General features: G+C 69.1%; 18 protein-coding genes. 6 read left to right on the top strand and 12 right to left on the bottom strand.

Features of this window, described 5'->3' with window-relative positions:
* Window positions 1-108 precede the first annotated feature (108 nt).
* Complete coding sequence (locus tag FS532_RS15240) at window positions 109-330, bottom strand: DUF3073 domain-containing protein (RefSeq protein WP_144756187.1); 222 nt, start codon at window positions 328-330, stop codon at window positions 109-111.
* A 157-nt stretch (window positions 331-487) separates the two neighbouring features.
* Between FS532_RS15240 and FS532_RS15235 the strand changes: the two genes are divergently transcribed.
* Window positions 488-1,606, top strand: coding sequence for an NAD(P)-binding domain-containing protein (locus FS532_RS15235; protein WP_144756184.1), 1,119 nt, complete (start codon window positions 488-490; stop codon window positions 1,604-1,606).
* Window positions 1,607-1,651: 45 nt separating this feature from the next.
* Here the strand turns inward: FS532_RS15235 and FS532_RS15230 are convergent, their stop codons facing one another.
* The 4 genes from FS532_RS15230 to FS532_RS15215 all read right to left on the bottom strand — a co-directional run bounded on the left by FS532_RS15230 (window position 1,652) and on the right by FS532_RS15215 (window position 5,529).
* Window positions 1,652-2,092: a DoxX family protein gene (locus FS532_RS15230; RefSeq protein ID WP_144756181.1), complete on the bottom strand. Its 441-nt coding sequence runs from the start codon at window positions 2,090-2,092 to the stop codon at window positions 1,652-1,654.
* A 109-nt stretch (window positions 2,093-2,201) separates the two neighbouring features.
* Window positions 2,202-2,468 (bottom strand): DUF3072 domain-containing protein, encoded by a 267-nt coding sequence (locus FS532_RS15225; RefSeq protein ID WP_144756178.1) that lies wholly within the window; start codon window positions 2,466-2,468, stop codon window positions 2,202-2,204.
* Between the two features lie 81 nt (window positions 2,469-2,549).
* Entirely contained in the window at window positions 2,550-3,287 is a 738-nt protein-coding gene (locus FS532_RS15220; protein ID WP_144756175.1) for a hypothetical protein, read from the bottom strand.
* Window positions 3,288-3,291: 4 nt separating this feature from the next.
* Window positions 3,292-5,529, bottom strand: a complete 2,238-nt coding sequence (locus FS532_RS15215; RefSeq protein ID WP_144756172.1) for an APC family permease — start codon at window positions 5,527-5,529, stop codon at window positions 3,292-3,294.
* 130 nt (window positions 5,530-5,659) lie between these two features.
* Between FS532_RS15215 and FS532_RS15210 the strand changes: the two genes are divergently transcribed.
* Window positions 5,660-6,448 (top strand): MerR family transcriptional regulator, encoded by a 789-nt coding sequence (locus tag FS532_RS15210; protein ID WP_144756169.1) that lies wholly within the window; start codon window positions 5,660-5,662, stop codon window positions 6,446-6,448.
* Between the two features lie 179 nt (window positions 6,449-6,627).
* Here the strand turns inward: FS532_RS15210 and FS532_RS15205 are convergent, their stop codons facing one another.
* The 3 genes from FS532_RS15205 to FS532_RS15195 all read right to left on the bottom strand — a co-directional run bounded on the left by FS532_RS15205 (window position 6,628) and on the right by FS532_RS15195 (window position 9,855).
* On the bottom strand, window positions 6,628-7,209 hold the full coding sequence (locus tag FS532_RS15205; protein WP_144756166.1) for a PadR family transcriptional regulator: 582 nt from the start codon (window positions 7,207-7,209) through the stop codon (window positions 6,628-6,630).
* Window positions 7,206-8,039 (bottom strand): DUF4097 family beta strand repeat-containing protein, encoded by an 834-nt coding sequence (locus tag FS532_RS15200; protein ID WP_144756161.1) that lies wholly within the window; start codon window positions 8,037-8,039, stop codon window positions 7,206-7,208. Before FS532_RS15200 ends, FS532_RS15205 begins: the two co-directional genes overlap by 4 nt.
* Window positions 8,040-8,169: 130 nt before the next feature.
* On the bottom strand, window positions 8,170-9,855 hold the full coding sequence (locus FS532_RS15195; RefSeq protein ID WP_186322071.1) for a BNR-4 repeat-containing protein: 1,686 nt from the start codon (window positions 9,853-9,855) through the stop codon (window positions 8,170-8,172).
* 864 nt (window positions 9,856-10,719) lie between these two features.
* Here FS532_RS15195 and FS532_RS15190 point away from each other — a divergent pair.
* From FS532_RS15190 to FS532_RS15175, 4 genes are all read left to right on the top strand, one after another.
* On the top strand, window positions 10,720-12,048 hold the full coding sequence (locus tag FS532_RS15190) for a hypothetical protein (RefSeq protein ID WP_144756155.1): 1,329 nt from the start codon (window positions 10,720-10,722) through the stop codon (window positions 12,046-12,048).
* 476 nt (window positions 12,049-12,524) lie between these two features.
* Complete coding sequence (locus FS532_RS15185; protein ID WP_144756151.1) at window positions 12,525-13,199, top strand: hypothetical protein; 675 nt, start codon at window positions 12,525-12,527, stop codon at window positions 13,197-13,199.
* Window positions 13,200-13,222: 23 nt separating this feature from the next.
* Window positions 13,223-14,161 carry a glycosyltransferase family 2 protein gene (locus FS532_RS15180; protein ID WP_144756148.1) on the top strand — a complete coding sequence of 313 codons (939 nt, stop codon included), beginning with the start codon at window positions 13,223-13,225 and terminating at the stop codon, window positions 14,159-14,161.
* Between the two features lie 257 nt (window positions 14,162-14,418).
* Window positions 14,419-15,267 carry a glycosyltransferase gene (locus tag FS532_RS15175; protein ID WP_144756145.1) on the top strand — a complete coding sequence of 283 codons (849 nt, stop codon included), beginning with the start codon at window positions 14,419-14,421 and terminating at the stop codon, window positions 15,265-15,267.
* A gap of 150 nt (window positions 15,268-15,417) precedes the next feature.
* Here the strand turns inward: FS532_RS15175 and FS532_RS15170 are convergent, their stop codons facing one another.
* From FS532_RS15170 to FS532_RS15155, 4 genes are read right to left on the bottom strand one after another with little or no spacing between them, the layout of a single operon-like run.
* Window positions 15,418-16,614 carry a hypothetical protein gene (locus FS532_RS15170; RefSeq protein WP_144756142.1) on the bottom strand — a complete coding sequence of 399 codons (1,197 nt, stop codon included), beginning with the start codon at window positions 16,612-16,614 and terminating at the stop codon, window positions 15,418-15,420.
* Between the two features lie 44 nt (window positions 16,615-16,658).
* Window positions 16,659-17,678 (bottom strand): glycosyltransferase family 2 protein, encoded by a 1,020-nt coding sequence (locus tag FS532_RS15165; protein WP_186322069.1) that lies wholly within the window; start codon window positions 17,676-17,678, stop codon window positions 16,659-16,661.
* On the bottom strand, window positions 17,675-18,481 hold the full coding sequence (locus tag FS532_RS15160; RefSeq protein ID WP_144756136.1) for a WecB/TagA/CpsF family glycosyltransferase: 807 nt from the start codon (window positions 18,479-18,481) through the stop codon (window positions 17,675-17,677). The genes FS532_RS15165 and FS532_RS15160 overlap by 4 nt, the downstream gene beginning before the upstream one ends.
* Entirely contained in the window at window positions 18,481-19,917 is a 1,437-nt protein-coding gene (locus tag FS532_RS15155) for a sugar transferase (protein WP_186322068.1), read from the bottom strand. Before FS532_RS15155 ends, FS532_RS15160 begins: the two co-directional genes overlap by 1 nt.
* Window positions 19,918-19,931: the final 14 nt, after the last annotated feature.

Raw genomic sequence — 19,931 nt, 5'->3', positions numbered from 1 at the left:
TCTGATGCGTGGGCACGTGTCGCGTCGGCACTGGCGGGCGCGGGTCGGCGCACACGACGAAACGCCGCGCTGCCCCGAGGGGTGCGCGGCGTCGTCATCGAGCCTGGGTCAGGCGGACTTGTTCTGGTCCTCTTGCGGTTCGAACTCGTCGTCTTCTTCGAGCTGGTCATCACCGTATTGGTCTGCCCAGCGGTCGACGTAGGAGTTCTCGTCCGAGTGCTGCCCGGCGGAGAGCTCGCGTTCGAGCGCACCGTAGTTCGTCTCCGGGCTGAAGTACTTCAGCTCCCGGGCGACCTTGGTGTGCTTTGCCTTCTGACGGCCGCGCCCCATGCGTGACCCCCTCGTGATCGGCTCTGGTCCGGTCCTGGCGGGAGAGGAGTCACCCGGGGAACCGAACGGTTCGTGGTTTGAAATCTGCCGATCACTCTACCATGTACCCCGATCTGGACGTCGCCGCGACGGCCTCGCGCACAGCAGAATCGAAGTGATGACAGACGACGCCCCGCCCCCGGTCGACCAGCACGCCCGCGTCGTGGTGATCGGCGCCGGTCAGGCCGGTCTCTCGGTGGGATACCACCTGCGCCGACTCGGGTTGACGCCGGGGAACGACCTGGTGCTCCTCGACCGCGCGCCGAGCACCGGTGGGGCGTGGCAGTTCCGCTGGGAAGCGCTGCGGCTCGGCGCTGCCCACAGCGTGCACGACCTGCCCGGCATGAACGCGATGGGGCTCCGGTTCGACGACGCCGACCGGTCGCGGCCGGCCCGGGATGTCGTCGGTGAGTACTACCGGCGCTTCGAGCAGCACTACGACCTGCGGGTCCGGCGCCCGGTCTCGGTGTCGTCCGTTTCGCGCGTCGACGGCGCTGAGAAGCTCTGCGTCGCCACGAGGACCGCGGACGGCGGCACCGCCCGGATCGCCGCCGAGATCGTGGTGAACGCCTCCGGGACCTGGGGCACGCCCTTCCTCCCGTGGTACCCGGGCCGCGACGTCTTCCGAGGCCGCCAGGTGGACACGACCGAGTACCGGAGCGCCAAGGAGTTCGCCGGGCAGGACGTGGTCGTGGTCGGCGGCGGGACGAGCGCCATCGGGTTCCTGCTCGAGCTCGACGGGGTGGCGGCCCGGACCCGCTGGTTCACCCGGCGGCCGGTGGTGTGGTCGGAGGCCCCGGCGCTCGACGTCGAGTCGGCCGTCGCCGCCGTCGACGAGCAGGACCGAGCGGCGCGTGCGGGGGAGACCCTGCCGAGCATCGTCAGTGGGACCGGGGTGCCCGTCTCGAGGCGGATCCGTGCGGGACTCGACCGTGGTGTGCTCCGCGAGTCGCCGATGTTCACGCGGCTCGACGAGACCGGGGTCGTCACGGCGGACGGCGAGCACGTGCACGCCGATGCGGTGATCTGGGCGACGGGGTTCCGGGCGGACCTGCGGCACCTCGCGCCGCTGCATCTGCGGACCGCGGCGGGCGGGATCGTGGTCGAGGACGGACGCTCCGTCGACGAGCCGCGGCTGTTCCTCGCCGGGTACGGCCCGCAGGCCTCGACGATCGGGGCGAACCGCGCCGGGCGGCGGATCGCTCGCCAGGTGATGGACGTGCTCGCCGCGTCCTGACCTCGCACGGTGCGAGGTAGGCAGGCAGGCGGGCGGTCGCCAGCGTCAGGCGGGCAGGGGCTCCTGCACGCCACGACGTCGACGCGAGGCGAGCAGGAACACCGCGTCGAGCGAGAACCGCCCCGGCCCGGTCAGCGCTACGGCCAGGGACGCCACCGCGAGCACGAGCACGTACTCGAACCCGCCGTCCTGCGAGTAGAACCCCGAGGACGCGTGGGCGAGCAGACCCGCGACCACCATGTCGACCGCGAGCAGCACGCCGACCACCCGCGTCGCGACGCCGAGCACGAGGAACACGCCCCCGACGAGTTCGAGGCCGGACACGAGGGGTGCCGCGACCTCGGCGAGCGGGACACCCATGCCGGAGAACCCCTCGGTCACGGAGCCGATGCCCTGGGCGAACTTCTGGGCGCCGTGGGCGATGAACACCACCCCGAGGACGATGCGGAGCGCGGTCAGGCCGATGGAGGTCGATGTCGTTCGCATGGCGTCGAAGCTAACCGGTGACGCGTCATCGTTCCCCCTCGTTCGGGGGACTGCCCGGGCATCACCAGGACATGCTCAGCCCCGGGTCCGCCGAAACGCGGACGCGCGTTCAGGAAGCGCCGCGTCCGGTCTGCTGCTGCAGGCGGTCGATGTGCTCCGAGGCCTCGGCCTTGGTGAGGTCGGCGGGGAGCTCCTCGCCGGCTTCGCGGGCGAGGGTGTCGAGGTAGCTGCGCTGCGGGCCGGTCATCGGCTCGTCACCGGTGACCCACTGCTCGGGGTCCTTGCTCGCGTCGGTGGACGGGTCCGGACGGGGACCTCCGAGGGTCTCACCCGCGAGGTCGGATTCGGGCTGCTGGGTCGGGTCTGCACCACTCATGCCGGGGACGCTACGCCGCACCCCCGACCGTCACGCCCACCCTGGCGTCCCCCGAACCGAATCCGGGGACGGGACTCCGGGTCAGCCGGCGACCGCGGTGTAGCGCACCAGGTCCGGCCCGATGGCACTCGCCGCGATCGGCACCGTCCGGTCACCCTGCCGGATCCAGATCGTCGCGGCCCGCTCGTCGATGCGCTCGACCTGGTGCAGCGTGCCGTCGAGCAGCACCGCGGCGCTGACGACCTGGTGTCCGGTCGCTTCTCGCGGTGGCAGGCCGACGACGTCGTCGTCGTGGGCGGTGTACCGCCCGGGCGACAGGAACGGCGACACCGGGGTGGTCACGATCTCCAGGCCCTCGTCGACGTGCCTGACGACCACCAGCCGCACCGCCTGGTCCGTCGGCAGCGGAACGTCGACGACCGGGGCGTCCGCCGGGCCGGCCAGTGCGCGGAACGCGGGCCGACCGTCGGGGGCGAGTCGTGCCTCCAGGCCGTCGATCCGGACCCGTCCACGACCGCGCGAATCGGCGTACGTGCCGGGCTCGAGCCCGGACTGCCGCGCGTCGAGCCGCGAGACGACGACGCGGTCCGGGCGGTACCAGTCGCGCAGCGTGGCGGGGTCGACCCAGCCGATGCGGTGCGTCGAGTCCTCCGCCGTCCGCTCGTCGAGCGCTCCGAGGGGGTGCGGTCCGCGGACGGCGACGAGTCCCTCGTGCGGGCCGCCGGGCGTGGGCTCGTGGTCGAGCACCTCGACCCGCTTCGAGACCTTGCCGCCGTGCCCGTCGAAGGTCGCGAAGGTGCGCAGGTCGGAGATCGTCATGACGTCAGATGGTACGACCGTCACCGCGCGGGGACGAAGCACCGTCGCTGCGCGGCGGAGACGGCACGAGCACGCGCATCTCACCGGTGCACTGGGTCTGGTCGACGCCCTCGGCCGGACCGGCGGGACGGGTCGCACGCCGCGGCTGCAGGCTGTTGCGCTGCGCGGACCGGAACAGTCGGTCGTCCTGGGCCTCGTGCTGGAAGACGCCGTGGGGGGAGCGGCGGAGGGCCGGGCGGATCGGTTCGCCGCGGCGTTCCTGGCCCGGCAGCGGACGGGAACGGCGGCCGTACAGGAGCTCCGACGAGTCGAGCAGCCAGGGCACGAGGGCGACCGTCACGCCGTGCACGAGCAGGAGCTTCTTCCGGATCCGGCGACCGCGGTGGTTGTGCAGGAAGTTCTCCCACCAGTGCCCGACGACGAACACGGGCGTGTAGACCGTGACGACCTCGGAACCGTGCTCCATCCGGTGCGCCTTGATGTACTTGATGAGCGGCATCGAGATGTCGCGGTAGGGGCTCGGCACGATGGTCAGGGGGACCTCGATGCCCCAGTCCGCCCACTGCGCCCGCAGCCGGGCCGACTCGGCGTCGTCGATCGCGACGTGCACGGCTTCGAAGCTCGCGTGCTTCGCGGCGATCGCGTAGTCGAGCGCCTTGAGCACTGGCTTCTGCAGCTTGTTCACGAGGACGATCGCGTGGTCGCCGGTGGCGCCGAACTGGGTCTCCTCGTCGGCCTCGATCTCGTGCGAGACGTCGCGGTAGTACCGGTTCACGCCGAGCATCAGGACGAAGAGGATCGGCATGATCAGGAACACGAGCCACGCGCCGTGGGTGAACTTCGTGATCGTGACGATGACGAGGACGACGAACGTGAAGGTCGCGCCGGTGGCGTTGATCGCCCGCGAGCGCATGACCTGCCCGCGGTTGACGGGCTCGGCGGCGGTCCCGGCACGGTCCTCGCGCAGCAGCCGCGTCCAGTGCACGATCATCCCGGTCTGCCCGAGCGTGAACGACACGAAGACGCCGATGATGTAGAGCTGGATCAGGCTGGTGACGTTCGCCCGGTAGACGATGAGCAGCGCCGCCGCGACGAGCGCGAGGACGATCACGCCGTTCGAGTAGATGAGCCGGTCGCCGCGCGTGGACAATGCCTTCGGGGCGTACGAGTCGCGGGCGAGGATCGAGCCCAGCAGCGGGAAGCCGTTGAACGCCGTGTTCGCCGCGAGGAGCAGGACCGCCGCGGTCGTCGCCTGGATCACGAAGAACAGCACCGTGTTGTTCCCGAAGGTCGCGGCCGCGATCTGGGCGATCAGGGAGCGCTGCGGGTGCGTCGCGCAGGCCGCGAAGCCCTGCAGGTCGCAGGCGTCCTCGGCGTAGTGCACGCGGGAGATGAGCGCGAGCGTGATGAGCCCGACGAACAGGACGATCGCGATCGAGCCCATGAACACGAGGGTCATCTGTGCGTTCTTGATCTTCGGGCGGCGGAACGCCTGCACGCCGTTCGCGATCGCCTCGACGCCGGTCAGCGCCGAGCAGCCGGACGCGAACGCGCGCAGGAGCAGCAGGATGAAGGCCGCCTGCGTGGTGTGCTCGACGTTCTGCACCGTGTAGGCGGCGGACTCGGCGACCGGGGCGTGGCCGAACGCGGCACGGAGCAGCCCCGTGACGACCATCACGAACACCGACGCGACGAACAGGTACGTCGGCACGGCGAAGGCCTTGCTCGACTCGCGCACCCCGCGGAGGTTCGCGGCCGCCAGGAGCACGACGAAGAGCAGGGCGAGCTCGACCCGGAACTCGTTGAGCACGGGGAGCGCCGAGATGATGTTGTCCACGCCGGACGCCACCGACACGGCGACGGTCATCACGTAGTCGACGAGCAGCGCGGACGCGACGACGAGGCCGGCCTTCTCGCCGAGGTTCCGGTGCGCCACCTCGTAGTCGCCACCGCCGGACGGGTAGGCCTTGATGAGCTGGCGGTAGGACGCGACGACCACCAGGAGCAGCAGCACGACGAGAGCGGCGACCCACGGGGCGAACGTCAGGAACGCCATCCCGCCGAGCAGCAGGATCATGAGGAGTTCCTGCGGCGCGTACGCCACGGAGGACAGCGGGTCACTCGCGAAGATCGGCAGGGCCAGGTGCTTCGGGAGGAGCTGCCCTTCGAGCTTCTCGGAGGGGAGGGGATCCCCGATCAGTCGCGCTTTCAACGACCGGATCTCGTTCGTCACGAGCGGCAAACCTACTCGTTTCGGAGCGCGAGTCAACACGGGTGACCGGACCGTTATTCCGTGTCGGTCGCGACTCGTTCCGAGTGCACCCCGAAAACCCCTTGCGGTTGACGCAGCGTCAACCCCTAGCGTGGTCTGCATGAGGGATTCGACAGACAGCGTGGACGCAGCTGCGAAAGCACCGCACGGCATCGCCGACGTGGCGCGTTCCGCCGGTGTGTCGAGTCGCACGCTCCGCCACTACGACGCGATCGGGCTGCTGCCCGCCACGGCGGTCGGTGGCGGCGGACTCCGGCGCTACGACGACCGGGCGCTCGTCCGGTTGCAGCGGATCCTGCTGCTCCGCGGACTCGGACTCGGTCTTCCCGAGATCCGGCGGGTCCTCGACGGCGAGCAGGACGACGTCACGGCCCTCACCGCGCACGTCGCGTGGCTCGAACGCGAGCGTGACCGGCTCGCCCGGCAGCTCGCCGCCGTCCGCACCACCATCACCAGGATCGAGAAGGGAGAGGACATGAACGCCACCGACACGTTCGACGGGTTCGACCAGACCCGGTTCAAGCAGGAGGTCGAGGAGCGCTGGGGCGCCGACGCCTGGGACCGCGGCGCACGCTGGTGGGAGTCCAAGGACGCCAGTGCGAAGGAGGCCTTCCAGGCCGAGCAGCGGGCGATCGCGCAGGACGCCGCGGCGCTCACCGCGTCCGGCGCGGGGCCGGCATCGGGCGCCGGCACCGCACTCGCGCGGCGCCAGTTCGCCTGGCTCGCGCAGGCGACGCCCCCGGCCGAGCTCACCGCCGACCGGTTCCGCACGCTCGCCGACATGTACGTGCAGGACGAGCGGTTCACGCACGCCTACGAGTGGGCGGGTGCGGGCGCGGCACGCGCCCTGCGGGACGCGATGCACGCACTGGCCGACCGCGGCCTGTGACGTGCGCCGCGCGCGGTGCGCGGTGCGCGGCCGCTTGCGTACTGTCGCGCCCGCACACGGACATCGCGCCCCGGAGCGACGGGGCGCGATGTCCAGAGGCGGGCGCGATGCCGTGGCCGTCGGCCGACGAGCGGACTGCCTGGAGGCACGGGTCGTCCCCGTCTGTCGGCCGACGGCCGTCAGAGCGACTTGCGCAGAGCCTCCAGGCCGTCGCGCAGACGCGTCACGGTGTCGGCGGTGAGCGTGCCGCGCGTGGCGCGGCGGCGGAGGTCCGCACGGACCTGCTGCCGGAACGACGACAGGGCCATCTCGACCTCGCGGAGTGCTCGGGCGCCCTCGGACGGCACGTCGACGGGCTCGTCGACGGTCCGGCCGCGCGGGCTCTGCGCGCTCGCGGCGAGGTCGGCGCGGAGCGACCGCATGGCCTCGCCCACCGAGGCGCGGACGCCGTCGGCGAGGGACTTCACGGAGTCGTTGACGCCGTTCTCGACCTCGGCGATCTCGTCGGCGCGGGCGTCCAGCTCGGCCCGACCCGCATCGGTGATCGCGTAGACGGTCTTCCGGCCGTCCGCGGACTTCGAGACGAGTCCCTCTTCCTCGAGCTTGGCGAGCCGCGGGTACACGGTGCCGGCACTCGGGACGTACGTGCCGCCGAAGCGGTCGCCGAGGGCCTGGATGACCTCGTACCCGTGCATCGGGTGGTCGGCGAGCAGGACGAGGAGGTACAGGCGCAGGTGGCCGTGGGCGAAGACGGGGCTCATTCGACGACCTCCGTCTCCACGAACGCCGGCGCCTCGGGTGCCGCGTGCAGCACCGCGATGTCGCCGGAGACCGAGTTCACCCGGAGGTCCAGCCACTGCCCGGACAGCTCGCCGCCCTGTTTGACGTACGAGCCACGGACGCCGCGGATCTCGGAGTCGTCGAACTGCAGCTTGCCGGACGCCGTGCTCACGGTGCACCGGTAGGGCACGCCGTCCTCGAGCCGGACGCTCACCGACCCGGACACCGTGTTCACGCGTGCCGAGTCCGGGGTGCCGTGCAGGTCGAGCACGACGTCGGCGCTCACCCCGTCGGCCGAGAAGCGCGGGATCGCACCCGTCGCCACGACGTCGCCCGAGACGGTGTGCACCGTCAGCGCTCCGTCGAGCTCGCGGATGGTCGTGGTGCCGGACACCGCGTTGACCGTCACGTCGCCCGCGATCTCGTCGACGACCAGGTCGCCGGACACCGTGTTGAGCGTGGCGCCGCGGTTCGTACCGGAGAGCAGCGCGCCGGCGGAGACGACCCCGACGGTGACGACCGCGTCGCGGGGCACCAGCACGCTGACGTCGGCGTGGGCCTTGCCGCGGAACGACTTCAGGAACCCGATCGGGTCGTCCCAGCGGACCTGCGGGTGGTCGATCGTGAGCGTGTCGCCGTCGAGCTCGATCTTCATCGGCTTGCCGGACACGCTGTGCACCTCGACGCGGGCGGTCGGCTCGTCGTGGGCGACGACGTCGACCTGACCACCGGCGAGGCCCACGCGCAAGCGGCGGACGATCCCGGTGTCGATCACCTTCGGCTCCTCGACGAGCCACTTCTCCTGGGCCATGTTGCCTCCTCGAACTCGCGATGTATCGCGTTTGCGGAGTCACGTTATATCGCGAATGTGCGTCGCGCAAGACCCACGTGGACGCGAGGTGCTCCGCCTTGCGCCTGAACCTCCATCAGCCGCGCTGCGCTCAGCGGTCCTCTGCGCGTGTTCGCAGTGGCATCGCGTGCTCGACCGCGTACAGGACGGCAGGTGAACCGCCGGACGGGAAGTCCTGCCCTGGAGCGCTCCCGTCGACGATGTACCGCCCACTGTCCCACCCCAACATCCACGTGGTCGGAGTAGACGCCGAGCCGAAGGCGACGCGCGGAACGAGCTGCGGGTACCTGTTCGGGTCGGTGCGGCGCTGCAGGCTGGCGGCTGGCTCCGACGCGGTGGCGGACCACCCGTCAGACACCAGCCGCGAGCTGCCGATGTACGCGCCAGTGGCGATGATCGCCGTCCGCGCCTCGCTTCTCTCCGGGCAGCTGTACTGGATCGTGAACTCGCCTGCACCGCTCGTGTCGGGACGTGCGCCGCCGAGCATGGCCAAAGGGGGCTCTGCCGCCGGCGTGGTGATGCCGCTCCAGTTCGAGACCTGCTGCGGCACCCAGAACGACGACACCCCGGGGAGGCGGGCCGCGAACATCTGAGAAGTGCGCTGACCGTCCTTGTCCCGGTACTTGAAGTACGTGACCACAGGCAAGCCGGCGCTGTCGTACCCGATCTGCACCTGCCCGTTCAGGAGTCCGGAGCTGTGGAGCGGGAGATCGTCCACGATGACGTCGGGGTTCGAGAAGCTGATCGTGGACGGGAGCTCCTTGCCCCGGGGGCTGTACCAGGTTGTGAGGTCGCGACTCTTGGCGGCGGAGATGCGACCGTTCGAGTCCGGGTCGTTGCTGTCGGATCGCCACGACCACGCTTTCCAGTACCACCCGTCCGGGAAGCGAACCGGGCGGGTGGAGAACGGACTCACGCCGCTGCTCATGCCTTCGAGCAGGACGTGCCCCTCGGGGTAGGAGCCGTACATCGTCGAGCCGGCGACGCTCTTCCAGACGCGTGTCGACTCGTCGAACCGGTAGAGGAACTCGTTGCCCTGCCCGGCCATCCCCGATCGCCACGACATGAAGAGAGCGCCGTCCGGGCCGTCGAAGATGTCCGGGTACGACGTCGCCCCGAGCTCGGCACCGGACCCCAGGTACCGCTTGACCTCGGAGCCCGTCGCGTCCTTCACGATCCAGACGCCTTGCATCGCGCCCGGTTCGGCAGCGTTCCGCAGGGACCGGACGTCGTGCGGTTCCGTCGAGCGCCAGTACGACAGCGGCGAGTTGTGGACGTTTCCCGCGACGTGGACGTAGCCGGAGCGGTCGACAGCGATCGTGAGGTTGTTCGCGGAGTCGTTGAGGTTGCCGTTCGCCGCCGACGACGTGGCATACCCCTGGTCGAAGCGTGCAGGAGCGCCGTCGGCCGTCGCGAGCCCTACATCCGCGGTGGCGCGCTCAGGTTTATCCGGATCGACTTCGACGACGTGAACAGTCCGGTCGGCTGCGTAGAGGGCGGTGAGGACGTGGCCGGTCGAAGGATCGACCGTGACGGCCGGCGGCAGCATGAGGCCCGCGTACATCCGCAGCGGCGCACCGTCCTCGTCCGGCACGGTGATCGGTTCACGAGCGAGTTGTGGGCGTCCGGGTGCCGCCGGTGGAGCTGCCGCCGATCCGCAGGACACCTCGGTGGCGACGGCGGCAGCGTTGGCCGGCCCGACGACGCCGATCAAGCTCGCAGCCGTCACGAGGCTCGCGACGAGGGTGGCGCGTCTACCGCGTGGCCGAAGGGACATGGGGCTCGCGCTGCTCTGCATGGTTCTCCCGTGGATGGTCTGGAACGGATCGCCCCCGCTCCGGGAACGTCGGCCATCGTCACTGGCTGGAGTCGGAGCAGTGAACCGATGTCGGAGGAATGGTCACGCCGCGCTGTCGGACTGAGCACTCCTCGGTGCCGATCAACCGACATCTGACGGGCGGCGCCCGGGTGTCCATCGAACCGCCCCGGGTGCGCAGGACGGAGTAGCGGAGCCGCACACGGGCTCCTTCGGATGCTCAGTGCCGCGCTCGACGTACTCAGAACCGGCACCCCGTTCGTCACCGGGGTGTTCCTCGCCGCAGGATGCTCGAGCAGGCAATCCTGCAGTCTGGGCGATGTGCCCGTTCGCGCACCCCTTGTGAGTGCGTCACCGGCTGCCCGCGCCTCGGCGACGACCCTGATCGTATCGTCGAGTCCGCTGGGCAGGGAGGGTCCGATCGGCCACCACGATCGGACCCTCTCGTTTGCTGTCCGCACCCGTCCCGGCGGGCCGATCCCGATTGCTCAAAGAGTCGATGATCAGTACTCAGAACTGAACAGCCGAGCGTTGATGTGGCTTCCGGGCGGCCATCGTTATCGAGTGGTGTCCGGTCGCAGGCCGGGACCGCGCGGTGTGGGGCGGCACCGCGAGCTGCTGGGCTCGTCTTTCGGGTGACGATCCCAGCAGCTCGTCTCGTCGGTCTCCAACGGGATCCATGAGGTGTGAGCTCCATCCTCAGGTACACGGCCGCGGCTACTCAGGTGGACGCACCGCAGTACTCGCCGCGCTGCGACCTCCGTAGCGTCGTCAGCGCTCGTCACAACTCCGACGTGCGCCCACCCCCAGTACCAGAGGCTCGAATTGACCAGACCCGCCGATCACTCGCCCGCAGGACCACAGTCGGGGTCTCAGGACCAAACCGCGTCGAAGGTCGCGAGGCGAACGCTACTCACCGCTACCGCCATGGCCGTTCCCGCAGTCACGATCCTCGCCGCCGCGCCGGCTCTGGCGGCGTCCGAGACCGCAACGGCGACACTGAGCCCCAGCAGCGCCCAGATCGCCGACGGCGACACCCAACTGTTCACGCTGACCGTCCTCTCGGGGAACGGCAAAGCCCTCGCGAACGAATCGGTCAACCTCTTCATCAGCAGTTCGGCGACGTTGCCGGGGTTCACCGTCTCCGTCGACGGGGGCGGCTCGGTCGGCACCGGCGGCTTCCTGCAGGCCACGACCGACGCCTCAGGGCAGGTCATGCTCAGGGCTCGATGCGGACGGCTGACAGCTGACCAAGGCGGCAAGGTCATCCTCAACGCCGGCGTGTCCGGAGTCGGGGCGACTGACGCGACTGCAGAGTTCGGCCACGGATCGATCGCCCTCACCGGCGACACCGAGAATCCGACCGTCGGAACGACCGTGCGGGTCACGGGTTCCGTTGCGAAGCCCTTCAACCTCGGGCCGTACCCGAGTGTCACATCCGTGCGGTTGAGTCTGCCCGCCGACAGTGGCGCTTCTGTGCCATCGAGCGTGCCGGTGGCCAACGGTGCCTTCGACGCCGACCTCGTCGGACCGCTCGAGCCCAAGGTGATCTCGCTCACCGCGACCGACGACTACCTCGTCGCAACGCTCGACATCAGCTTCCTCGCCGCCGTCACCGGACCGGAGACGACGTGGGGGCGTGGGAAGAAGTCGACCTACCTGAGCTTCCTGACCGACTCCGCCGTCCCGGGGACTGCGTTCGCGTACAACGGCGTGGACATCAATGTCGATCTGCAGGTTCCGGACTACACGACGCCACGCGGGTCCTACTACACAGCACGCACCTGGAAGCAGGGGGTCCGGGGCTGGCGGAGCAAGACAAATCGTGGACCCAACGCGGTCCTGGCACCGGGGACGTGGGTGAACGGGGGCGTCGGGATGCATTTCGGGCTGAGTCTCGATGAAGCCGCTATGCCCTACCCGTCGCAGAGCCCCGTTCTGCCCGACGACTTCCCGGGTACCATCAACGTTCGTCTCCGTCCTCAGACCGGCAAGTGGGCCTCGAGTTACCTCTTCATCCTGAACAGCTACCACGTCGGCGTCCTGAGCTGGGTGGGCGGGCAGAACGTGACGAACGCAACCGAGTACGACGCGAATGCCGTGCAGCCAGCCGTCGGGCGGACCGCCATCGACATCAGCTCGCTCATCTCGTGAGTCCTCGGGCCGACCTGGCTCCTGGTGCCCTCCAGCCCGAGCTCCTCGTCTGGATGGAGCTGACGATCGGAGCGATCATCCTCACGGTTGAGTTCGCGGGCGCGCAGGCCAGCGTGGTTCGACTGTGCAGACGCGAAGCGATGCGTGTCTGGGTTGGCTGCGCGCCCGTCGCGGTAGGAACACCCGACGGTCGAGCGGACGTCCGGTGTGTGTCCGCGTACACGAGGTCGCTTCGCGAACGTGACGCCGCCGTACGAACGGTTTTGAGCGACCTCTCGAGAGAGGTCACACGCTTTCTGGTGGGACGTCAGGCTTCTTGCCGTCTTCTGCTGCACGCTGCGGCGCTCCCTCGGCTCGGCGGAGCTCGTTGCAGTGCGCTCATCGGCGCGTCTGGTGCTGGGAAGACCACGTTCGTTCAGACGCACGCGCACAGCGGTTACCTGACAGACGAGCTCGTCGCGGTCGACCATGCTGGGATGGTCTCGCCGTACCGCAAGCCGCTCTCGATCGTGGCGGGCGGGTCCGTCAAGGACCAGCGACCGCCGACGATGCTCGCAGGGGGCCCTCAGCAGCTCGATGCGCTCGTCCTCCTCGACCGAGTCGAGACCGGTGAGGTGACCGCGACTCGCCTCGACTTGGTCGATTCCATGGCAGCACTGGTCCCGCACACGTCGGGATTGTCCTCGTTGCCCCGACCGCTGCATCGACTCGCGCGGCTCATCGCGGACTGTGGGGGTGCGATCCGGCTGCGCTACAGCGAGGCAGCAGAGGTCGACCTGGCAACCGTCATCGCACGCTGCGCGAAGCGCACCCTGCCCTGGTCCGATGTGGTCGACGACATGCAAGATGATCGGGCGCAAGCGCCGAGTGGCGCGATGGTGCGGGCGGAGTACACAGATGCCATCGAGGCCGGTGGCGACCTGACAGTCTTCGCGGGCGATCGACTCCTTCGGCTCTCACCGGTTGCGGCCACCGTCTGGCGGCTCTGCGCGATCGCGACGACTCCGGATGCAATCGCGCCGAAGCTCGGCCTCGCTCCCGACATCGTGCGGGAAGTCGCGAGCGAACTCATCGACCGCGATCTGCTGCGATACGCCGCTCGGGTCGAACCCGACCGGTCCGGCCCGACGCCTCCACTCCCGCCCTGTTGAACGACGTTCGTCTCGGAGCAACGATGTCCTCTTTCCCCGCGCCCCAGATCACCGTGTGCATGCCAGCTCGCAACGCTGGACGCACCATCCTGCGAGCGATCACGAGCGTTCTCGCGAGCCGGCACGTTGCGCGGGTCGTGATCCGTGACGACGGCAGTGACGACCAGACGTCCGAGATCGTCCGGGCGATCGACGACCGTCGCGTCGTGCTCCATCCGCACCGCCACTCGGTCGGGCACGGAGCCGCGATGAACGACGCACTCAGGTACGTTGACACAGAACTCGTCGCCAGGATGGACGCCGATGACGTCTCGCTCCCCTGGCGCTTCTCCAGCCAGCTCCTCGCCTTCCGCGACGACGATGACTTCCTGTTCTCTCCCGTCTTCCACTTCAGCGACACCGGTGCCTGGGGCCGCCCACAGCGTCTGACTCCCGTCTCGCACCGAGGAGCGGCGAGCCGGCTCCTCGTCGAGAACCCGTTCATGCACCCGACGATGATCGCTCGGACTCATGCGCTCGAAACCCTCGCTGGCTACCGATCCGTGGCGAGCGAGGACTACGACCTCTGGCTTCGAGCGGCAGGAGCGGGCTACTCGCTCAGACGGACCACTATCCCCGTCGTCGCATACCGTCGGCACGACGCACAGCTGTCGCGGTCGGCATCGTGGAGCCGGGCGCGTTCGGCTTCACCCGACGTCGAGGCAGCGTTCGACGCACTTGCACGGCGCGAACTCGGCTGGGTACCGGCATGGTTCAGCTGGAGACGAGCGGGATTCCCCCGAGGAGCGGCCCCGCAAGGTACCGACGTTGATGTCGAGCGGATGCTCAACCACGTTCACAGGTTGCCGATAGGGGATCGAATCCACTTGGCGCGGCGGCTGCGGTGGATACGAGCTCGGGCGGAGGTCTCCGGACCGGGGCCCCGCCCTCCGTTGTCGTCGTCCAGCAGGGCGACGGCGTGACCGAGCGAGTGGTCGCCTACGTCCGCGTCGATGATCCCGAGTACCCAAGGAACGTCCTGCTGCGTGCGGCTCTCGCGAGGGAGTTCTCGGTCCGCGTCGTGGTGCGGACCGAGTGTGGGAACGTGCTCGTCCGCTACCTGCGCGACTTGCTCGCCACCTGGCGTGGCACGGCGGGTGCCACGGTGGTCTTCGTGTCCGAGTTCTCGCTCCCGTTCGTCCCGATCGCCTGGTGCATCGCGCGCGCGCGGCGTGCTCGGTTGGTCGTCGACAGCTTCGTCGGCCGGCACGAGACCGTCATCGGCGACTGGGGATCGGCCTCGCCGCATTCACTTCGCAGCGTGCTCGCCCGCTTGGTCGATCGTGTTGCGATCCACCTCGCGGACCTCGCCCTCATCGACACCGAGGTGCGAGCACAGCGGTTGCGGACCGCCCACGGACTCCCACGGTCGAGGGTCTTGTCGATCGCGGTCGGGGCGCCGTCGTGGGCGATGAGTACCGCGATTCCAGCCACACGCGACTACGAGCCCCTCCGGGTCCTGTACTACGGCTGGTACATCCCATTGCATGGTGTTCCCACCGTCGTCAAGGCGCTCGCCGCCACGACGCGGGACATTCGCCTCACGCTCGTCGGCGAGGCCGACCACGCTGGCGGAGTCCGTGACACGCGCGCACTTGCTCGTGCGCTCGCCGTTGACGGGCGCTGCCATTTCCTCGACGCCGCCGTGAGCTCGAAGACACTCGCGAGCCTGGTAGCGGAGGCCGATGTCGTCCTCGGCGTGTTCGGGGGGTCGGTGAAGGCCGCAGGGGTCATCCCGAACAAGGTCTGGCAAGGTCTCGCGATGGGGCGCGCCGTCGTCACGAGACAGTCGCCCGCTCTCGCGGCGCTCTCACGGCGCCTCCCTCCGGGACAGCTCGTCACCGTGCCGCCTGAGGACCCGAAGACGTTGGCTCGAGCGCTCGACGTGCTCGCCGACGCGCCGCGCCAGGCGTTCCCCGGATCGCGGACGATTATCGACGAACTCGTCGAACGGGACTGCAGCGCGTTCATTGCGGCGATCAACGCACTGGTGCAGGGAGGCCGGAACTCCGATCGTGCCCAGGGCTGAATCAGCCTGGCGTCGGGGAAGAACCCTTCGACCTCCTCGATGCCGTGTCCAGCGCGCAACACCACAACACGTGTTCAGATGATTGTCCACACGTTCGACTCGATCTTCACGCGAGGTCGGAGCCGAACCGGTCATCGAGCGCGTTGGCCATCACGAAACTCGGCTCGTCGCGGCCCAACCGCGGACTGCTGCGGCTACCTGGACTCCCAGCACGCCGAGTTCGGCGAGCAGGGTCCCGCAGAGAGCGCCGGAGACGCCGTACAGCTGCGCACCGAGCGGGATAGCGACCAGACCGATGCTGGCACCGACGGTGGCGCTGATGACGATGAACCGGACTCTTCGCAGCACGACCAAGATGACACTGCCCGTGATCCGCGACCCGCTGACGACGGTGATGACTCCGGCGCACCACATCGCAGCGGAGGGTGTGACCGCGGTGTCTTCCGAGAGGAGCATCCGCGACAAGGCTGGGGCGACCAGCACGAACACCGCTCCGACTCCTCCGCCGACCACTACTGACACTAGGGCGGCGTTCCGGGCCCGGATCAGGCGCTCCCGCAGGCCAGGTGACGAGCCGACCCAGTGTTGGACGGTGTTGGGCACGGCCTGAAGACCTGTGAGTGCCATGCGCTGCAACCGGTCTGCGCCAGCGAAGCTCGCGACCACCGAGGTCGGAGCCACCGCGGCGACGAGTGTCACCGGGAGGGCGATGTAGACGGCACTCACCGCCCGACCGGCCAACGCCGTGCGCTGCATCACGATGACCCGCAGGAGCCGCCGCCAGGTCATCCCGGTGAGATGTGACCGCTGCAGTCGCACCGCACGTACCGCGAGTACCGGCGCGGCCATGGCGGGTATCCCGACACCGAGCACGAAGATCCACAGGGAGGAGCCACCGAGCAGGAGCACCGCCGCAGTGACTCCGCAGAGCGTCCGGGGGAGCGCGTCGAAGAGCAGGAGTGCTGTCGGGTCACCTCGACCGATGAAGAACCAGACAGCGTTGACCGAACTCAACGCACCGAATCCCGCGATCGCCGCTGCTTCGAGGTGGTACGCCGGAGCGAGCAAAGCCGCTGCGCCGGCTGCCGCCGGAGCCACCACGACGAGCACGATGGCCTTGGTAGCGAACGACCAGGCGAGGAGCTGACGTGCTGCCGACGCTGCTTGTCGACCGACCCGGACCGTGCCGGTGAGACCCCATCCGAGTTCCGTGACGACAGCGCCTGCTGCGCCGATGGACTGACCGATCGCTACCGCCGCCCACCCGGCGGTGCCAGCCGACGCCGTCACTCCGGGCAGCGCGAGCAGCGGTACCAGCGACGTCAACGCCGGCACGGCGACGAACACGGAGAACCGACTGGCAACCAGTCGTCCTCTGTCACGGCGGCCCGTCACCGGTGGGGTGCCAAGGCCGAGCGGCGGAGCCAGCGGAGCCCGTCCAGTGTGCGGTACAACGCGGCGTACACGATCCGGGTCGTGCCGGGCGAGCGCGCGCCGAGCGACACGATGGACCACAGCATCGGGTCCCGGGCACGGACGAGATCGCGATCGAGGTCGCGCCAAGTGCGCTGCAGCATCTCCGAGGCTTGGCACCGCTTTGCGCGATCGACCCGGCTCCGCACCGGCGTGCGGATGAGCGCTCGGCAGAGGAACGTCGCGACGAACAAGGACCGATCGGTCGGGGACGACGATCCGCCGACAAGCTCGACGACGCGATGACAGGCGTACTCGAGTGCCCGCCAATCAGGCTCACTGCGGCGAGACACCGACTCAGCGCGGTGAACGTAGTGGTAGACGACCGTGCTCCGGAAGACCACACGTCGCGCGCTTGCGAGCACACGCGCGACGCCAACCACGTCGCTGTGTGCAGAGATCGGCGGGAAAGGGTCTCTCCCCAACGCCTTCCGCCGGATGAGTTTCGACCACAGGAACCCTCCGATTTGTCCGCCGAGGAGAGCCGACCGACCGCACGCACCGCTGACCACCTCGTCCCCGTCGATGCCGTCGACCACGCGTGTGGGACTGCCCGGAGCGGGACAGTAGACGGCGCGGAACTGCACGAGGTCTGCATCCAGCGTCGCGGCTTCCCGAAGGGCCACCTCGATGCCGGCGGGCCACTCGTCGTCATCATCGACGAACCAGACGTAATCGGTGTCGCACAGCGCGAGCGCCAGGTTGCGTGCCCGAGCGATTCCGAGGTTGGTCGCAGCGGGCACGTGGAGGACGTTCTCGACCTGATCTGCCATGCGTCGCAGCACAACGGACGAGCCGTCCGTCGAGGCGTCATCGACAACGATCACGGTGTCGGCCCACAGCGCCAGATTCCGTAGACGGGCGGCGAACGAATCCACGTTCGAGCCAGGGTTGTGTGTACAGGCGATCACAGCGACGGTCGGAGAAGAGGCGGTCACGGACACCCTCGCAGGTACCGATCGCCGATGCTGCGTGCGGCGATCCCGATGAAACGGGGCCCGCGTACGAGGTACCGACGTGCAAGGCGCCGTGGCTCGAGCGCGAGCCGCCAACACCACTCCGCTCCCAGGCGCTGCACCAAGCGTGGCGCGCGCCGGACTCGGTTGGCAGCGAAGTCGACAGCGGCTCCCGCGCCGACGTAGACCGCATCCGGAAGGGTTGCCCGCCAGTGCGCGAACCATTGCTCCTGGAGCGGAAACCCCAAACAGAGGAACACCACGTCCGGCCGGGCTCGCTCGAGCGCCTCGACCGCGACCGCGCCCCGGGGATCGGACGCTCCGTCGAGGACAGGTACCGACACGGACTGCACATCGGCTCCGGGGTGTCTGGTGCGGAGGTTCGCCGCCGCCGCAGCGGCGGCCCCAGGCGCCCCGCCGCACACGACGATGCGCCATCTCTGGTCGGCGGCGTTGGCGGCGACGAGCGGCAGCATGTCGGCCCCGGTGTTGCGACAAGTGGCAGGCCCACCCAGGACTCGGCCGACCGCGGCGATCGGAGCGCCGTCGATGGTCACGAGATCACTCAGAGACACGAGGGGACGGAGCGTCGGATCGGTGCACGTCGAGATGAGTTGATCGACGTTGAGTGTGAGGACGAACGTCGGCGCGCGTGTCTCGCGCAACGCGCGGATCCTCGTGACCAGGGCAGATTGATCGGCGCCGAAGAGGGGCGTCGAGGCGAGGAACAACTGGGTTCCGTCGCTCCGGAGCAGCCATCGCGGACTGGGACGGGTCGCGATCATCAGTACGCCCCTCTGGCTCGGAGCACCGCGCCGAAGGTGCGGACGATGATCGCGAGGTCGTCGGTGAGGGACCAGTTCTCGACGTAGGACAGGTCCATCCGGATGCTCTGCTCCCAGGACAGGTCGCTGCGTCCCCCGACCTGCCACGGTCCCGTCAGGCCGGGCTGCAGCAGGAGACGGCGCTGCTCAGCACTCCGGTACCGTTCCACTTCCTCTGGCAGCGCTGGCCGAGGACCGACGATGCTCATGTCACCACGCAGGACGTTGACGAGCTGGGGGAGCTCATCGAGCGAGTAGCGCCTCAGTCGCTGACCGATCGACGTGACCCTGGGATCATCCCGCATCTTGAACAGCGGACCGTCCGCATCGTTGCGGAGGACGCCGCTCGTCGCCGCGCTGCCCGTCCTCATCGAGCGGAACTTGAGCATGGAGAACGGTCGGCCGCCCTTCCCGATACGTTCCTGCACGAAGATGGCAGGACCATCGCTGTCCCGGCGGACAAGGACAGCGATGACCAGCATCAGAGGGCTCAGGAACGCGAGGCCCAGACTGCTCACCAGGACGTCGAGCACTCGTTTCGCGAACCGGTGCAGCCGGCTTCGACCTGCGACGCGGACATGGACCCATTTCTGGCCGCCGAGCTGCACCATCTCGACCCTGCCCCGACCGACCAGGCCGAACTGCGGCGAGAGCATGAGGTCTGCACCGGTTCCTTCCATTCCCCATGCGAGTCGCTGCATCGCGAGTCGGTCCGCAGCCAAGCGAGCCCCGACGATGAGGTAGCCCGCACGGGTCGCTCGGACCGTCTCGACCGTCGACTCGACCCAGCTGTCGACGGAGTCCACCGTCGTGGAGTCGTCGAATGGGGGGACGGTGACGAACTGGACGATCTCCAACCCGTGCCAACCCTCGCCCTCCCGGCCGCCGGGGAAGTGCTCTGTCGACGAGCACACATGATCGGCCAAGACCACCGGAACACGGCAACTGCCGCTCGCCCGGAGGGCAGCGTCGACCGCGTTCCAGCAGGACTTGCCGAGGACGAGGCCAGCCAGGCCGACCACGAACACGAGGACCGTGTAGGTCCTCGACACCTCGGACTTGAGGAAGTGTGCGAAGACGCTGGCGCCGAGGAACACGAACACCGACGCATGCACGGCCCGTCGGTAGGAGGCTGAAGTGTCCAGAGCCGTCGCCGCAGACCGAGCGGCCCCCATCGTGAGCGCACTGATCCAGATCACAGCGAGTGCGACGGAGTAGAGCTGGTACGGGATCTCGGTCCCGAGGACATCCACGTGGCCGGGGTCCGTCCCGAGCACGCAGATCTCGACGATGGAGACCGTGCAGAGGACGACGAAGACATCGGTCAGGAAGGGACCAACGCGAAGCCAGCGGGGAGCGTGCTTCGCACTGCGCCGATCTGCGGTGAGAACGGTCACCGGTGACGCTTCCG

The organism is Curtobacterium pusillum (assembly GCF_007673235.1).
Classification (GTDB): domain Bacteria; phylum Actinomycetota; class Actinomycetes; order Actinomycetales; family Microbacteriaceae; genus Curtobacterium; species Curtobacterium pusillum_C.
The sequence above is the reverse complement of the archived record's forward strand: the minus strand, read 5'-3'. Positions and strand labels throughout refer to the sequence as shown.

What these genes read in the sequence shown, in the direction of transcription:
- FS532_RS15210 (WP_144756169.1), top strand. Translation starts at nt 5,660, where the DNA reads ATGAGGGATTCGACAGACAGCGTGGACGCAGCTGCGAAAGCACCGCAC.
- FS532_RS15180 (WP_144756148.1), top strand. Translation starts at nt 13,223, where the DNA reads ATGTCCTCTTTCCCCGCGCCCCAGATCACCGTGTGCATGCCAGCTCGC.
- FS532_RS15205 (WP_144756166.1), bottom strand. Translation starts at nt 7,209, where the DNA reads ATGAGCCCCGTCTTCGCCCACGGCCACCTGCGCCTGTACCTCCTCGTC.
- FS532_RS15195 (WP_186322071.1), bottom strand. Translation starts at nt 9,855, where the DNA reads ATGTCCCTTCGGCCACGCGGTAGACGCGCCACCCTCGTCGCGAGCCTC.
- FS532_RS15200 (WP_144756161.1), bottom strand. Translation starts at nt 8,039, where the DNA reads ATGGCCCAGGAGAAGTGGCTCGTCGAGGAGCCGAAGGTGATCGACACC.
- FS532_RS15220 (WP_144756175.1), bottom strand. Translation starts at nt 3,287, where the DNA reads ATGACGATCTCCGACCTGCGCACCTTCGCGACCTTCGACGGGCACGGC.
- FS532_RS15185 (WP_144756151.1), top strand. Translation starts at nt 12,525, where the DNA reads ATGGTCTCGCCGTACCGCAAGCCGCTCTCGATCGTGGCGGGCGGGTCC.
- FS532_RS15225 (WP_144756178.1), bottom strand. Translation starts at nt 2,468, where the DNA reads ATGAGTGGTGCAGACCCGACCCAGCAGCCCGAATCCGACCTCGCGGGT.
- FS532_RS15230 (WP_144756181.1), bottom strand. Translation starts at nt 2,092, where the DNA reads ATGCGAACGACATCGACCTCCATCGGCCTGACCGCGCTCCGCATCGTC.
- FS532_RS15235 (WP_144756184.1), top strand. Translation starts at nt 488, where the DNA reads ATGACAGACGACGCCCCGCCCCCGGTCGACCAGCACGCCCGCGTCGTG.
- FS532_RS15240 (WP_144756187.1), bottom strand. Translation starts at nt 330, where the DNA reads ATGGGGCGCGGCCGTCAGAAGGCAAAGCACACCAAGGTCGCCCGGGAG.
- FS532_RS15160 (WP_144756136.1), bottom strand. Translation starts at nt 18,481, where the DNA reads ATGATCGCGACCCGTCCCAGTCCGCGATGGCTGCTCCGGAGCGACGGA.